Below are 13,117 nucleotides of genomic sequence, written 5' to 3'. Positions count from 1 at the left end.
ACCCGCCCGGGAGGTCCGACATGGAGCCGGTAATGGCCGTGGCCATCGGGCTGCTCTACGCCGCGGCAATCTTCATGATGCTGCGCCGTTCGATCGTCAAGCTGGTGATCGGGCTGATGCTGCTGTCCAATGCCGCCAACCTGCTGATCTTCACCTCGGCGGGCATGACCCGTGGTGCCCCGCCGTTGATTCCGGAGGGAATGCTGGTCCCGCCGGGGCCGGTCGCCGACCCCTTGCCACAGGCGGTGGTGCTGACCGCCATCGTGATCGCCTTCGGCGTGCTGGCCTTCGCCGTGGTGCTGATCCGTCGCGCCTACGAGATCGTCAAGGCCGATGACCTGGACAAGATGAAGGATACCGACACGTGAGGCCCGAAGTCGCTCTTCCCGTCCTCCTGCCGCTGTTGTCCGGGGCCATCTCGCTGCTGTTCTGGCGCTCGCGACCCATGCAACGCTTCACCGCCGTGGCCGGCAACCTGGCGCTGCTGGTGGTGGCCCTGTGGCTGATGGCCTCGGTCTCCGCGGAAGGGTACGTGACCATCCAGATGGGGGGCTGGGAGGCGCCCTACGGCATCACCCTGGTGGCCGACATGCTCAGTGCGGTGATGGTGGTATTGACCGCCATGATCGGCCTGGCGCTGGCGGTCTACTCGCTGGCCTCCACGGGGCCGGATCACGAGAAGTTCGGCTACTACCCCCTGATGCACCTGCTGCTGGCGGGCGTCGCGGGGGCCTTCCTCACCGGCGACATCTTCAACCTCTACGTGTGGTTCGAGGTGATGCTGGTCGCCTCCTTCGCATTGCTGATACTCGGTGGCGAGAAGGCGCAGATGGAGGGCGCCATCAAGTACGTGACCCTGAACCTGCTCGCCTCGGTGATCTTCCTCACCGCGATCGGCCTGCTCTACGGCATGGTCGGTACCCTGAACATGGCGGACATCGCCCTGCGCCTTGCCGAGGCGGAGCATCGTGGCATGGTCGAGGTGCTGGCGGTGATGTTCATGGTCGCCTTCGGCATCAAGGCCGCGGCCTTCCCGCTGTTCTTCTGGTTACCCGCCTCCTACCATACGCCGCCGGTGGCGGTGTCGGCGCTGTTCGCCGGGTTGCTCACCAAGGTGGGGGTCTACTCGCTGTTCCGGGTCTTCACCCTGATGTTCGACGAGACCATGGACTACACTCAGGATCTGCTGATCTGGGGAGCGGCCCTGACCATGGTCACCGGCGTGTTGGGGGCCGCGGCCCAGTACGAGTTCCGGCGCATCCTGTCGTTCCACATCGTCAGCCAGATCGGCTACATGATCCTGGGGCTGGCGCTGTTCACGCCGCTGGCCATCGCCGGGGGCATCTTCGCAGTGATGCACAACATCGTGGTGAAGACCAACCTCTTCCTGATCAGTGGCGTCACTCGTCGGTTGCAGGGCACTTACCAGCTCAAGAAGATGGGGGGGCTCTACAGGGAACGCCCGTGGCTCGCCGTGGCCTTCTTCATCTCGGCCTTCTCGCTGGCCGGGGTGCCGCCGCTGTCGGGGTTCTTCGCCAAGTTCGTGATCGTGCGTGCGGGCATCGAGGCCGAGGCCTATGTGGTCACCGCCATCGCCCTGGCCGTGGGGCTGATGACGCTCTACTCCATGGTCAAGATCTGGCACGAGGTGTTCTGGAAGGCGCTGCCGGAGGACAATCTGGTGCCCGAGGTGGAGATGGTGGCGGGGGACGACAGCCGCATGGTCAAGCCGAGCCTGTGGTTGATGTATCTACCGGTGGGCTGGCTGGCGCTCTGTGCGGTGCTGATCGGGATCTACGCCCAGCCGCTGATGGAGATCATGGCGATCATCGGCGACCAACTGACGAATCCGCGGGGATACATCGAGGCCGTGATGGGGCAGGAGGCCCATGGCAGCGATGCTCTGCTCGAGGCTCCGTCCGGGGAGGCGCGCCCATGACCGGTGCGATCTGGAACCTGCTGCTGGCCCTGGCCTGGGTCATCCTCAGTGGTGACTTCACCGGCCTCAATCTGGTGGTGGGACTGGTGTTCGGCTATATCGCCCTGGTGCTGATCGAGCCCCAGGTGGAGGCCCTGAAGGGCTACCCCGGCCGGGTGCCGCGCATCCTCCGCTTCCTCGGCTTCTTCATCAAGGAGCTGTTGATGGCCAATTTCAAGGTGGCCTTCGACATCCTGACGCCGCCCTGGCACATGAAGCCAGGGGTGATCGCCTTCCCGCTGGAGGCCCGTACCGAGCTCGAGATCACCATGGTCGCCAACCTGATCTCGCTGACCCCGGGGACGCTGAGCCTGGACGTCTCCGACGACCGCAAGGTGCTCTACATCCACGCCATGTTCCTCGACGACGAGGAGGAGCTGCGTCGCAACCTCAAGGAAATGGAATATCGTGCCCTGGAACTGTTTCGCTGAGACCGGCTGGGAGGTGTCGCCATGGAGAGCGTGATCCTGATCAGCCAGGTGCTGATGGGCCTGGCCCTGGTCCTGGCCTTCGTGCGGGTGGTGCGTGGCCCGAGCCTGCCCGACAGGGTGGTGGCGCTGGAGCTGTTCGCCAGTATCGTGGTGGGGCTCGTGGGCCTCTATGCCATCGCCACCGGGGTCTCGAGCTTCCTCGATGCCGCCATCGTCATTGCCCTGATGGGGTTTCTGGCCGCCATCGGTTTCGCCCGCTTCCTGGAGCGTGGAGGTCCCCGCGATGATTGAATTTATCAAGGGAGCCCTGATCCTCTCCGGAGCGCTGTTCATGCTGCTGGCGGCGCTGGGCATCCTGCGTCTGCCGGACCTGCTGACCCGCATGCACGCCACCACCAAGGCCGCTGCCCTCGGGGTGATCCTGATCATGCTGTCGGTGGCCCTGCACTTCGCCGAGGTGGCCGTGGTGGCGCGGGCCTTCGCGATCATCGTCTTTGTGGTGATGACCGCGCCGGTGGCGGCCCACGTGATCGGCCGGGCCGGTTACTTCGTCGGCTCCAAGCTGTGGAGCGGTACGGTGAAGGACGAGCTGCGACCCAATTACGATCCGCTGACCCACGAGCTGAAGAGCGGGCTCGAGACCGAGGCCAATGCCAAGCGTCGGCCGAGGGAGACCGATCCGCCCTGAGGCGTGAGGGCAGGAAGGAGCGCGAGGCCACCCAGGGGTGGCCTCTTGTGTGATGGGCCCGCCAGGCCGTGACGGAGAAATGGTGGCAGACGTCGATGCCTCTGGCCTGGATGAGCTTTCTGCGCGATGATCGATGCCGGATGAATTGCCAAGGAAAGCAGGAGTGACGATGCGCAGGATTCTTACCACTTCCGTGCTGCTGGCGCTGCTCGCCGGTTGCCAGAGCAGCCCGACCACCGAGGCCAGCGCCGCGGATCGCGACGCCGAAGGTGCCGAGGCGGCGGCCGCTCCGTCGCCGGCTGCCCCCGAGAACGTGGCCGAGGTTGCGCCGCCGTCGGATTTTCCCGGCTGGCTGGCCGGCTTCCGGCGTGACGCCCGTGCCGAGGGCATCAGCGAGTCGACCCTGGCGCGTGCCCTGGACGGCGTTCGCTACCGTTCGCGGGTCATCGAGCTCGACCGCTCCCAGCCCGAGTTCGTGCGACCGATCTGGCAGTATCTCGACAGTGCCGTCTCCGCCCAGCGGGTGACCCAGGGGCGGGAGAGGCTCTCGGCGCACCGTGATACGGCGCGTCGCATGGAGCGGCACTATGGCGTTCCCGCCGAGGTGATCGTGGCCATCTGGGGCATCGAGAGCAACTACGGTAGCAACTTCGGCGACTTCTCGACCCTCGATGCCCTGGCCACGCTGGCCTTCGATGGCCGCCGTCGCGATTTCGCCCGTGGTGAACTGCTGGCCGCGCTGCGCATCCTCGACCAGGGCGACATCGCCCCCGAGCGCATGGTCGGTTCCTGGGCCGGTGCCATGGGCCATACCCAGTTCATCCCCTCGAGCTTCGAGAGCTATGCGGTCGACGGCGACGGCGACGGGCGCCGCGATATCTGGGGCAGTATCCCGGACGTGATGGCCTCCACCGCCAACTACCTGGCGCGGGCCGGCTGGCAGTCCGGTGAGCCCTGGGGGGTGGAGGTGCGCCTGCCGGAACATTTCGACCATGCCCAGACCGAACTCGCGACCCGTCACTCGAGCCAGGAGTGGGCCGACCAGGGGGTGCGCGCGGTAAGCGGTGGGTCGTTGCCCGAGTTCGCCGCGGCCTCGGTGATCGCGCCGGCCGGGGCCCGTGGCCCCGCCTTCCTGGTGGGGCCCAACTACCGGGCCATCCTGCGTTACAACAACGCCACCAGCTACGCCCTGGCGGTGGGCACCCTGGCCGACGAGATCGCCGGGCGCGAGGGCGTGGTGCAGGGTTGGCCCCGGGACGAGCAGCCGCTGATGCGCAGCCAGGTGCGCGAGATGCAGCAGGCGCTGAATGCCCGCGGCTTCGACGTGGGCACCCCGGACGGGATCATGGGGCCCAATACGCGGCGCGGCCTGAGGGCCTTCCAGCAGTCGATCGATGTCACGCCGGACGGCTTCGCCACCGTTCGCCTGCTGGAGCGGCTGAAGCGGTGAAGGGTGGCCCCTGGCCGGATGCCGCCCGGGGGACCCTCAATTGGTCATGTTGTCGAGGGCCTCGCTGATCGCGTCCCCGGCGCGCTCGGCGCCTTCCCGGGTGCGTTCCCAGGCGCGTTCGGCACGGTCGCCGACGCGTTCCGCCCCTTCGCGGGTACGCTGCCAGGCACTGTCGGCGCCCTCCTGGGAGCGCGTCCAGGCCTCGCGCGAGCGTTCCCGGGCCTGCTGTTGCCAGTCGCGGTCGTAGCGGGGCAGGGACGCGAACTCCTCCTCGCTGGCCTCGACCATCACCCGGTGAGAGGTGGTACCGTCCTCGTCGAGCCGGGTGTCGAGCCGGTAGAGGGCGTTGGTGATCACGACCTCCTGGCCGCCGAGGCCGAGGGTGGCTCCGCTCTGCACCACCAGGGCATGGACCGCCATGTCGTCGCCGAGCAGGATGTCATCGACTTCGCCGACCGGGGTGTCGGGGTCGGCTGCCAGGTGCACGTCGGCATCGAGAATCATGCGGGCCGAGTAGAGCCCCTGTGGATCCGACTGGGCCTGGGCCGTGATGACCAGGCCAGTGGCGACCAGGCCCAGGGCGCCGGGCAGTATCGTCCTTGTGATGTCTCGCGTGATCATGGGCTCTCCTCCCGTCGATAGGCTCCATGGGGCACCTGCCGGGTGCGTACGGCAAGGCGTGTTCACAGCATTTGCGAGCCGTGCCGGGGCGTCAAGTAGGGAACCTGTGACCCGCAGCGTGGTCCATTTGCACGTTTTTTGTCTTTTTCAGTTCCGCGTGTAGCCCGCGCGAAGGAGTTTGCCAATGAGAACCCCCCTGGCACCCCAACCCCCGGGGCACTGGCCGAAGCGTGCGCTCGGTCTGATCACGGCACTGCTGCTGGCCGTCGGGATGTCCCAGGCCCTTGCCGACGAGAAGGTGTTCGGCTGGGTGGAGAAGGCGACCCTGGAGCCCTGGGGCGTGGAGGTGAAAGCCAAGCTCGACAGTGGGGCGCTGACCTCCTCGCTCGATGCCCGCGACATCGAGCGCTTCGAGAAGGATGATGAGGAGTGGGTGCGCTTTCGTCTCGAGCTGGAGGACGAGGCGAGCGGCGAGACCTTCTCCGAATCGATGGAACTGCCGCTGTATCGCGATATCCGGGTCCGCGGTGCGGGGGGGCGCGACGAGCGGCTGGTGGTGCTGATGAAGGTGTGCATGGGCGATACCGTCTACGAGGAGCAGTTCGGCCTGCGCAACCGCGAGGAGATGCATTATCCGCTGCTGCTGGGGCGGCGTACCATCGGCCATCTGGGATTGCTGGACGTTCGCGATACCTTCCTGAACGCCCCGCAATGTGACGAGGATTCACCGCTGGTCGCCTATGAGTCGGAAGAGGACTGAGCCGTTGCTCAGAACAGTCGGGCGAGCAGGGCGGTCACCGCGGTCTCCACCCGCAGGATGCGTGGCCCCAGGTGGATGCCCTCGCAGCCGGCGGCGAGCAGCTGCTCCACCTCCCAGGGGATGAAGCCCCCTTCCGGCCCGACCAGCAGCAGGGTGGGGTCGGAGAGGCCGCGCGGACAGGCGCGGGGCATGCCGGGGTGGGCCAGCAGGCCACGGCGTTCCGCCAGCAGCTCCGGCAGCCTGTCCTCGACGAAGGGGCGGAACCCCTTCGCCAGCGTCACCGCGGGCAGCGTCGTATCCCGCGCCTGTTCCAGGCCCAGCACCAGGTGAGCCTGGATCTTCTCCGTTGCCAGTTCAGGCGACTGCCAGTAGCTCTTTTCAACGCGGCGGCTGTGCAGCAGGGTGATATGCTTCACGCCCAGTGCCGTGACGTGCTCGAGACTACGCGCCAACATGCGCGGGCGCGGCAGTGCCAGCACCAGGTGCACCGGCAGTGCCGGTGGCGGCAACTGGTCGAGGGCGTCGATGGCGAAGCACGCCTCGTGCTCGTCGAGTGACAGGAGTTCGCCGCGGCCGATGCCGCCCCCCTCGACGCCCAGGGTGAGGCGGTCGCCGGGGCGGGCACGGTGTACCCTGTGCAGGTGGGCCAGGCGGCGCGGGTCGCGGACCCGGGCGAGGCTATCGCCTTCGAGGTCGGCGGGCGAGAGCAGGATCAGGTTCATGGGGCCTCGTTTCCCTTGCATGGGCGGTGTCGCGGTGCACAATACCAGTATGGGGGCAACGGCCCACCTCACGACAAGGAGCAGCGCCGTGCGCGTGATACGCAAGTATGCCAACCGCAGACTCTATGATACCGAACAGAGTCGCTACGTGACCCTCGAGGATCTGCGAGGCCTGATCCTCGACGAGGTTCCCTTTCGTGTCGAGGATGCCAAGAGCGGCGAGGACCTGACCCGGACCATCCTGCTGTCGATCATCATCGAGCAGGAGCAGGCCGACGGCGAGGCGGAGGTCTTCTCCAACGACCTGCTCGAGCAGCTGATCCGTGTCTATGCCATGTCCCAACCGCTGCCGCTGGCCCGCTACCTGGAGCAGGGCACCCGGCTGATGCTCGAGCAGCAGAAGCACGTGCAGGACCAGTGGCAGCAAGCCATGCGGCATTCGCCCATGGAACTGATGCGTGAGCTGGCCGAGGAGAACATGCGCTTCTGGCAGCAGACCATCAGCCAGGCCGGCAGCAAGGACGACGACGAGCAGAAGTGATACAGGGCGCTCGGGAGGGCGGTGGCGGCGACTTTCTGACATAATGCCGCGACGTTTCGAGATGCCAAAAGGTTGAACGGATGAAGGTTCTGATCATCGGCGGCGGTGGCCGCGAACATGCCCTGGCCTGGAAGGTTGCCCAGTCGCCCCGGGTGGAGGCGGTCTTCGTCGCGCCCGGCAACGCCGGCACCGCCCGCGAGCCGGGCCTGGAGAACATCGACATCGGCGTCTCCGACCTGGAGGGGTTGGTGGCCTTCGCCCGGGAGGAGGGCGTCGCGTTGACCATCGTCGGTCCCGAGGCGCCGCTGGTCGAGGGTGTGGTCGACCGTTTCCGCGAGGCGGGGCTGGCGATCTTCGGCCCGACCCGGGCCGCCGCCCAGCTCGAGGGATCCAAGTCGTTCACCAAGGACTTCCTGGCGCGACATGCCATCCCCACCGCCGACTACCGCACCTTCACCGAGGTGGCACCGGCCCTGGCGTACCTGGCCGAGAAGGGCGCGCCCATCGTGATCAAGGCCGACGGCCTGGCCGCCGGCAAGGGAGTGATCGTGGCCATGACCCTCGCCGAAGCCGAGGCGGCGGTGCGCGACATGCTCGAGGCCAACGCCTTCGGCGATGCCGGCGCCCGGGTGGTGATCGAGGAGTTCCTCGAGGGCGAGGAGGCCAGCTTCATCGTCATGGTCGACGGCGAGACGGTGCTGCCCATGGCCACCAGCCAGGACCACAAGCGCGCCCTGGACGGCGATGCCGGCCCCAACACCGGCGGCATGGGCGCCTACTCGCCGGCGCCGGTGGTCACCGACGCGGTGCATGCGCGGATCATGGAGCGGGTCATCCTGCCCACGGTGCGCGGGATGGCCGAGGAGGGCCACCCCTACAGCGGCTTCCTCTATGCCGGCCTGATGATCGATCCTCAGGGCAACCCCCGGGTGATTGAGTACAACTGCCGCTTCGGCGACCCGGAGACCCAGCCGATCATGCTGCGCTTGCAGTCCGACCTGGCGGCACTCTGCCTGGCCGGTGCCCGGGGCGAACTCGAGGGTCTGGCCTGTGACTGGGACCCGCGTGCCGCGGTGGGGGTGGTGCTGGCCGCCGGCGGCTATCCCGGCAGCTACCGCAAGGATGACGTGATCACCGGGCTCGAGGCCGCCGAGGCCACCGGTTGCAAGGTCTTCCATGCCGGGACCCGGGAGGACGCCCGGGGTGAGGTCGTCACCGCCGGTGGCCGGGTGCTCTGCGTCACCGCCCTCGGCGAGGGGGTCTCGGCGGCGCGTGACCTGGCCTACCGGGGCGTGGAGGCGATCACCTGGGAGGGCGCCTTCTGCCGTCGCGATATCGCCTTCCGGGCCATCGCCCGCGAGCGCCAGGCCGGCTGATCGCCAGGTCCCACCGAGAACAACAAGACGATGGAGCGAGCTGATGTCCCGCGAGTATCCGATCATCGCCGTGACCGGCTCCTCCGGGGCCGGGACCACCACGGTCAAGCGCACCTTCGAGCGCATGTTCGCCCGGGAGGACGTGCACGCCGCCTTCGTCGACGGCGATGCCTTCCATCGCTACAGTCGGGAGGAGCTGGCGCGCATCTTCCGCGATGAGCCCGAGCGCAAGGGCGAGCTCTCCCACTTCGCCGTGGAAGCCAACCTGCTCGATCGTCTCGAGGCGCTGTTCCTGGAGTACGGCGAGTTCGGTACCGGGACCTTCCGCCACTATATCCACGCCGAAGACAAGCAGATGATCGAGGCCGGCTATCGGGTGGGTACCTTCACCGAGTGGCAGCCGCTGCCCTGCGGCACCGACCTGCTGTTCTATGAGGGGCTGCACGGCGGCCTGGTCACCGCCGAGCACGACATCGCCCGCCACGTCGATCTGCTGGTGGGCGTGGCACCGACCATGAACCTGGAGTGGATCCAGAAGATCGACCGCGACATCAAGCAGCGCGGCTACTCCCAGGAGGCGGTGATCGACACCATCCTGGGGCGCATGGACGATTACGTGCGCTACATCCAGCCACAGTTCTCGCGCACCCACATCAATTTCCAGCGCGTGCCCACGGTGGATACCTCCAACCCCTTCGAGGTGCAGGACATCCCCACCGATGCCGAATCCTTCGTGGTGATTCGCTTCCGCGATCCCTCCACGGTCGATTTTCCCTATCTGCTGGCGATGATCCAGGACGCCTTCATGAGCCGCCCGCACACCCTGGTGGTGCCGGGCTCGCGGTTGTCGCTGGCCATGGAGCTGATCCTGGCACCGCTGGTGCGCCACCTGCTGGCCCAGCGGCGCTTCCGCTGAGCCTTTTCGAACGACGCCCGCTGACGACAAGGAGCCAGTGATGGATTGCCTGTTCTGCAAGATCATCAACCGCGAGATTCCCGCGGACATCGTCCACGAGGACGACGAGGTGCTGGCGTTCAATGACATCAACCCCCAGGCTCCAACCCATGTCGTGATCGTGCCCAAGCGGCACATCGCCACCCTCAACGATATCGAGGAGGACGATCTGGCGCTGGTCGGCCGGCTGCAGTACACGGCGGCCAGGCTGGCGAAGGAGCGCGGCTTCGCCGACGACGGCTACCGGGTGGTGATGAACTGCAATGACCAGGGTGGGCAGACCGTCTATCATATCCATATGCACCTGATGGGCGGTCGACGCTTCACTTGGCCGGCTGGCTAGCTGGCGCTCGGCGGTGGAAGCCGCTCGCGTCCTGGCGGTTCGACGCATCAGGTGCATCCTTGCGGCGCCACCGGTCGGGTGGCGCTGTGCGTTGCAGAGAAGGAGCTTCTGGCGCCCAGACCCCCTCGGCTACAATGGCGTCAGAATCCGCGACGAGGCGACCATGACCCGCAAGCTCTCCCGTACCGACAACCTGATTCACCAGTTCGATACCGTCCTGCGTACCCTGGTGCCCCATGCCGCCCGGGCCTCGCGGCCGACACCTGCCGGTGAGGAGGTGCACGATGAGCCGATGAGCGATGAGGAGCGGCGCCACGCCGCGGGGCTGATGCGCATCAATCATACCGGCGAGGTCTGTGCCCAGGCGCTCTATCAGGGCCAGGGGCTGACCGCCAAGCTGCCCGAGGTGCGCGGCCAGATGGAGGAGGCCGCCCAGGAGGAGATCGACCACCTCGCCTGGTGCGATGATCGCCTCCAGGAGCTGCATGACCACACCAGCCGGCTCAACCCGTTCTTCTATGCCGCCTCCTTCGGCCTCGGTGCCGTGGCCGGAGCGATCGGCGATCGCCTCAGCCTGGGCTTCGTCGCCGCTACCGAGGAGCAGGTCGGCAAGCATCTGGACGATCACATGGAGCGTCTGCCACCGGGCGATCATCGCTCCCGCGCGGTGCTCCGGCAGATGGCCATCGACGAGGCCCATCACGCCCAACTGGCGCTGGAGGCCGGCGGTGCCCGCTTTCCGGCCCCGGTGAAGTTCGGTATGTCGTTGATGTCCAGGGTGATGACCAAGAGCGTTTATAAGCTATAAGCTATAAGCTATAAGCCGTAAGCGTTAAGCCATAATAAGAACACCCCGGAGAGCTGGCTCTCCGGGGTGTTCTGGTTTAGAGGCCATGTAGGCCGTGTACTTACGGCTTACAGCTTAAAGCTTACGGCTCTATTCTTCGACGATGGTGAAGGAGTGGCTGACGTCGACGCCGCCCTTGGTCAGCATGATCGAGGCACTGCAGTACTTCTCGGCCGAGAGTTCCACGGCCCGCTTCACCTGGTTCTCCTTCAGCCCCGTGCCGGAGACGGTGAAGTGCACGTGGATCCGGGTGAAGACGCTGGGCACGCTGTCGGCGCGTTCCGCCTCGATGGTGGCCACGCAGTCGACGACCGGGGCGCGGGACTTCTCGAGGATCTCCAGCACGTCGAAGGAGGTGCAGGCGCCGAGGCCCATCAGCAGCATCTCCATGGGGCGCGGGCCGGTGTTGCGGCCGCCGTGGTCGGGTGGCCCGTCGATGACCACGCTGTGGCCGCTGCCGGATTCGGCCACGAATTGGCGACCGTCGGTCCACTTGACGCTGGCTTTCATGGGGTGGGGTTCCTTCTGTGTCGGTATCTTGGGGCCCGCATCGGGCAGGGCAGCATAGCATCTGGCGGAGCGGGGCTCAGCCCCGTTCGGCCCGTAGCCGGCGATCGAGCGCATCGAGGCGTTCGGGGGTGCCCACGTCGACCCAGCCCCCCCGGTGATGATGGCCGCCGACCAGCCCGGCGGTCATGGCCCGTCGCAGCAGCGGTGCCAGGGCGAAGGCGCCCGCTGCCTGGCCGGCCAGCAGCGTCGGGGCGAGCAGGCTGATCCCGGCGAAGGTGAGCCGCGGTTCGCCCTCGGCATGCACCCGGCCGCCATCGTCCAGGTGGAAGTCGCCCGCGGGATGGTGGTCGGGGTTGTCCACCAGTACCAGATGGGCCAGGTCGCCCTGCAGCCGTGGCAGGCGGGCGGGATCGAGATCGCACCAGATATCGCCGTTGATCAGCAGGAAGGGGGCCTCCCCCAACTGCGGCAGGGCCTGGAGGACGCCGCCGCCGGTCTCCAGCGGCATCTCCTCACGACTCCAGGCGATGGCGACGCCGAAATCGCTGCCGTCGCCGAGGGCCGCGATGATCTGCTCGGCCCGGTAGCTGACATTGATCACCACATCAGTGATACCGGCGGCGGCCAGGCGTTCCAGGTGATGCACGATCAACGGCTTGCCGCCCACCGGCAGCAGTGGCTTGGGGCAGTGGTCGGTGAGCGGACGCATGCGGGTGCCGAGCCCGGCGGCCAGGATCATCGCCTTCACGGGGTGGCCTCCAGACGCTGCGACAGCGCCGGGCGGAACTCGCGTGTCAGCCAGGTGCGGAAGGCGTCCTGATCGGGCAGGTGCGCCAGGCTGTCGTCGAGGTGGTCGAGAAAGTGCGGCAATCGCTCGAGATAGCCCTCGCGGCCGTCGCGCAGGGTCAGGCGACAGAAGATGCCGAGCACCTTCAGGGCGCGCTGGGCGGCCATGGCCTGCGCCTGGCCGAGGAAGGCATCGGCCGTGGTGGTGCCCGGGAGGCGGCCATCGGCGACCGCGCGCTGCCGGAAGGCCTCGACCCAGGCGGCGAAACGGGCCGGCGGGAAGCGGCAGTAGCGGCCGCGCAGCAGCGAGATCAGGTCATAGCTGATCGGCCCCGCCACGGCGTCCTGGAAATCGATCAGGTAGAGGCACCGCTCATGGACCATCAGATTCATGGCGTCGAAGTCGCGATGCACCGTGACCACCGGCTGGGCCAGGGCGGAGGCGATCAGTGTCTCGCGTAGTGCCGTCCAGCCTGGTGGCGTCTCGATCTCGAGCCACGCGCCCAGGCACCAGTCGGGAAAGAGATCGAGTTCGCGACCGAGCAGTGCCGCGTCATAGGGCGGCAGGTCCGCCGGGAGCGCTCGGTTCTGCAGGTCGTCGAGCAGCGCCATGGCGCGCTCGTGCCAGGCCAGGGTCTCGGGGTGGTCGTCGCCGCGCAGGTATGCCTGCAACGGGGTGTCCCCCAGATCGTCGAGCTCGAGGAAGCCGGCGTCGAGGTCCTCGCCGTGGAGGCGCGGCACCGGCAGGCCGACCGCCCCCCAGTGCCGGGCGATGGCCACGAAGGGATGGCTGTCCTCCTGCGCCGGAGGTGCATCCATCAACATGCGGGTGGTGCCGTCGGGCAGGTGCAATCGGAAATAGCGTCGAAAGCTGGCATCGCCGGCGGCCAGGCTCAGTGCCAGGGCCTCGGGTGCCAGGCCGTGTCGCGCAGCGGCCCAGAGACGCAGTCGTTCGGTTCGCGTGACGGGGGTGGCCTGGGGCATTCTGGCTCCTGATTCGATGGACGGGCTCGATGGTCATGCCCGGTTGACGGGTCCATGGCGTCACCGCATGCTGAGCCGACCACCGCCGGCCTCCAGGGTGCTGGATGTCGGGGGGACAGGCTCGG

Annotated in this window: 17 protein-coding genes; 12 read left to right on the top strand and 5 right to left on the bottom strand. The window is 67.4% G+C overall.

Features of this window, described 5'->3' with window-relative positions:
* Nucleotides 1–20: 20 nt before the first annotated feature.
* From C1H66_RS07905 to C1H66_RS07880, 6 genes are all read left to right on the top strand, one after another.
* On the top strand, nucleotides 21–368 hold the full coding sequence (locus C1H66_RS07905; RefSeq protein ID WP_102627354.1) for a Na+/H+ antiporter subunit C: 348 nt from the start codon (nucleotides 21–23) through the stop codon (nucleotides 366–368).
* Nucleotides 365–1,939 (top strand): Na+/H+ antiporter subunit D, encoded by a 1,575-nt coding sequence (locus C1H66_RS07900; RefSeq protein WP_102627353.1) that lies wholly within the window; start codon nucleotides 365–367, stop codon nucleotides 1,937–1,939. The genes C1H66_RS07905 and C1H66_RS07900 overlap by 4 nt, the downstream gene beginning before the upstream one ends.
* Nucleotides 1,936–2,409 carry a Na+/H+ antiporter subunit E gene (locus C1H66_RS07895; protein WP_102627352.1) on the top strand — a complete coding sequence of 158 codons (474 nt, stop codon included), beginning with the start codon at nucleotides 1,936–1,938 and terminating at the stop codon, nucleotides 2,407–2,409. Before C1H66_RS07900 ends, C1H66_RS07895 begins: the two co-directional genes overlap by 4 nt.
* A 21-nt stretch (nucleotides 2,410–2,430) precedes the next feature.
* Nucleotides 2,431–2,700 (top strand): MrpF/PhaF family protein, encoded by a 270-nt coding sequence (locus tag C1H66_RS07890; RefSeq protein ID WP_102627351.1) that lies wholly within the window; start codon nucleotides 2,431–2,433, stop codon nucleotides 2,698–2,700.
* On the top strand, nucleotides 2,693–3,097 hold the full coding sequence (gene mnhG, locus C1H66_RS07885; RefSeq protein ID WP_102627350.1) for a monovalent cation/H(+) antiporter subunit G: 405 nt from the start codon (nucleotides 2,693–2,695) through the stop codon (nucleotides 3,095–3,097). The genes C1H66_RS07890 and mnhG overlap by 8 nt, the downstream gene beginning before the upstream one ends.
* Before the next feature lie 169 nt (nucleotides 3,098–3,266).
* Nucleotides 3,267–4,547, top strand: coding sequence for a lytic murein transglycosylase (locus C1H66_RS07880; protein WP_102627349.1), 1,281 nt, complete (start codon nucleotides 3,267–3,269; stop codon nucleotides 4,545–4,547).
* Nucleotides 4,548–4,583: 36 nt separating this feature from the next.
* Here C1H66_RS07880 and C1H66_RS07875 read toward each other — a convergent pair whose 3' ends face one another.
* On the bottom strand, nucleotides 4,584–5,168 hold the full coding sequence (locus C1H66_RS07875; protein ID WP_181423394.1) for a PRC-barrel domain containing protein: 585 nt from the start codon (nucleotides 5,166–5,168) through the stop codon (nucleotides 4,584–4,586).
* Nucleotides 5,169–5,352: 184 nt separating this feature from the next.
* Here C1H66_RS07875 and rloA3 point away from each other — a divergent pair, with 184 nt between their 5' ends.
* Nucleotides 5,353–5,928: a retropepsin-like aspartic peptidase RloA3 gene (gene rloA3 / locus C1H66_RS07870; protein ID WP_102627348.1), complete on the top strand. Its 576-nt coding sequence runs from the start codon at nucleotides 5,353–5,355 to the stop codon at nucleotides 5,926–5,928.
* Between the two features lie 8 nt (nucleotides 5,929–5,936).
* Here rloA3 and C1H66_RS07865 read toward each other — a convergent pair whose 3' ends face one another.
* Complete coding sequence (locus C1H66_RS07865) at nucleotides 5,937–6,650, bottom strand: 16S rRNA (uracil(1498)-N(3))-methyltransferase (protein ID WP_102627347.1); 714 nt, start codon at nucleotides 6,648–6,650, stop codon at nucleotides 5,937–5,939.
* 88 nt (nucleotides 6,651–6,738) lie between these two features.
* Between C1H66_RS07865 and phaR the strand changes: the two genes are divergently transcribed.
* From phaR to coq7, 5 genes are all read left to right on the top strand, one after another.
* Nucleotides 6,739–7,191 carry a polyhydroxyalkanoate synthesis repressor PhaR gene (gene phaR, locus C1H66_RS07860; protein WP_102627346.1) on the top strand — a complete coding sequence of 151 codons (453 nt, stop codon included), beginning with the start codon at nucleotides 6,739–6,741 and terminating at the stop codon, nucleotides 7,189–7,191.
* Nucleotides 7,192–7,271: 80 nt separating this feature from the next.
* Nucleotides 7,272–8,567, top strand: a complete 1,296-nt coding sequence (purD, locus tag C1H66_RS07855; protein WP_102627345.1) for a phosphoribosylamine--glycine ligase — start codon at nucleotides 7,272–7,274, stop codon at nucleotides 8,565–8,567.
* 43 nt (nucleotides 8,568–8,610) lie between these two features.
* Nucleotides 8,611–9,483: a phosphoribulokinase gene (locus tag C1H66_RS07850; RefSeq protein ID WP_102627344.1), complete on the top strand. Its 873-nt coding sequence runs from the start codon at nucleotides 8,611–8,613 to the stop codon at nucleotides 9,481–9,483.
* Nucleotides 9,484–9,523: 40 nt separating this feature from the next.
* Nucleotides 9,524–9,865, top strand: a complete 342-nt coding sequence (locus C1H66_RS07845; protein WP_102627343.1) for a histidine triad nucleotide-binding protein — start codon at nucleotides 9,524–9,526, stop codon at nucleotides 9,863–9,865.
* A 163-nt stretch (nucleotides 9,866–10,028) separates the two neighbouring features.
* On the top strand, nucleotides 10,029–10,673 hold the full coding sequence (gene coq7 / locus C1H66_RS07840) for a 2-polyprenyl-3-methyl-6-methoxy-1,4-benzoquinone monooxygenase (RefSeq protein ID WP_102627342.1): 645 nt from the start codon (nucleotides 10,029–10,031) through the stop codon (nucleotides 10,671–10,673).
* Between the two features lie 129 nt (nucleotides 10,674–10,802).
* On the opposite strand, the gene C1H66_RS07835 is transcribed toward coq7, so the two are convergent.
* The 3 genes from C1H66_RS07835 to C1H66_RS07825 all read right to left on the bottom strand — a co-directional run bounded on the left by C1H66_RS07835 (nucleotide 10,803) and on the right by C1H66_RS07825 (nucleotide 12,992).
* A complete protein-coding gene (locus tag C1H66_RS07835; RefSeq protein WP_102627341.1) occupies nucleotides 10,803–11,222 on the bottom strand; it encodes an OsmC family protein in 420 nt (139 codons plus the stop codon).
* 76 nt (nucleotides 11,223–11,298) lie between these two features.
* Complete coding sequence (gene murU / locus C1H66_RS07830) at nucleotides 11,299–11,970, bottom strand: N-acetylmuramate alpha-1-phosphate uridylyltransferase MurU (RefSeq protein WP_102627340.1); 672 nt, start codon at nucleotides 11,968–11,970, stop codon at nucleotides 11,299–11,301.
* Nucleotides 11,967–12,992 carry an aminoglycoside phosphotransferase family protein gene (locus C1H66_RS07825; RefSeq protein WP_102627339.1) on the bottom strand — a complete coding sequence of 342 codons (1,026 nt, stop codon included), beginning with the start codon at nucleotides 12,990–12,992 and terminating at the stop codon, nucleotides 11,967–11,969. Before C1H66_RS07825 ends, murU begins: the two co-directional genes overlap by 4 nt.
* Between the last annotated feature and the right edge of the window lie 125 nt (nucleotides 12,993–13,117).

The organism is Halomonas heilongjiangensis, assembly GCF_002879645.1.
Taxonomy (GTDB): Bacteria; Pseudomonadota; Gammaproteobacteria; order Pseudomonadales; family Halomonadaceae; genus Halomonas; species Halomonas heilongjiangensis.
Note: the sequence above shows the minus strand (reverse complement) of the source record. Positions and strands in the feature narration are given on the sequence as shown.

Bases quoted from the DNA above. Each gene is read 5' to 3' on its own strand.
- C1H66_RS07845 (WP_102627343.1), top strand. From the start codon at position 9,524: ATGGATTGCCTGTTCTGCAAGATCATCAACCGCGAGATTCCCGCGGAC.
- C1H66_RS07865 (WP_102627347.1), bottom strand. From the start codon at position 6,650: ATGAACCTGATCCTGCTCTCGCCCGCCGACCTCGAAGGCGATAGCCTC.
- C1H66_RS07895 (WP_102627352.1), top strand. From the start codon at position 1,936: ATGACCGGTGCGATCTGGAACCTGCTGCTGGCCCTGGCCTGGGTCATC.
- C1H66_RS07825 (WP_102627339.1), bottom strand. From the start codon at position 12,992: ATGCCCCAGGCCACCCCCGTCACGCGAACCGAACGACTGCGTCTCTGG.
- C1H66_RS07850 (WP_102627344.1), top strand. From the start codon at position 8,611: ATGTCCCGCGAGTATCCGATCATCGCCGTGACCGGCTCCTCCGGGGCC.
- coq7 (WP_102627342.1), top strand. From the start codon at position 10,029: ATGACCCGCAAGCTCTCCCGTACCGACAACCTGATTCACCAGTTCGAT.
- C1H66_RS07880 (WP_102627349.1), top strand. From the start codon at position 3,267: ATGCGCAGGATTCTTACCACTTCCGTGCTGCTGGCGCTGCTCGCCGGT.
- rloA3 (WP_102627348.1), top strand. From the start codon at position 5,353: ATGAGAACCCCCCTGGCACCCCAACCCCCGGGGCACTGGCCGAAGCGT.
- mnhG (WP_102627350.1), top strand. From the start codon at position 2,693: ATGATTGAATTTATCAAGGGAGCCCTGATCCTCTCCGGAGCGCTGTTC.
- C1H66_RS07905 (WP_102627354.1), top strand. From the start codon at position 21: ATGGAGCCGGTAATGGCCGTGGCCATCGGGCTGCTCTACGCCGCGGCA.
- C1H66_RS07875 (WP_181423394.1), bottom strand. From the start codon at position 5,168: ATGATCACGCGAGACATCACAAGGACGATACTGCCCGGCGCCCTGGGC.
- purD (WP_102627345.1), top strand. From the start codon at position 7,272: ATGAAGGTTCTGATCATCGGCGGCGGTGGCCGCGAACATGCCCTGGCC.
- C1H66_RS07835 (WP_102627341.1), bottom strand. From the start codon at position 11,222: ATGAAAGCCAGCGTCAAGTGGACCGACGGTCGCCAATTCGTGGCCGAA.
- C1H66_RS07890 (WP_102627351.1), top strand. From the start codon at position 2,431: ATGGAGAGCGTGATCCTGATCAGCCAGGTGCTGATGGGCCTGGCCCTG.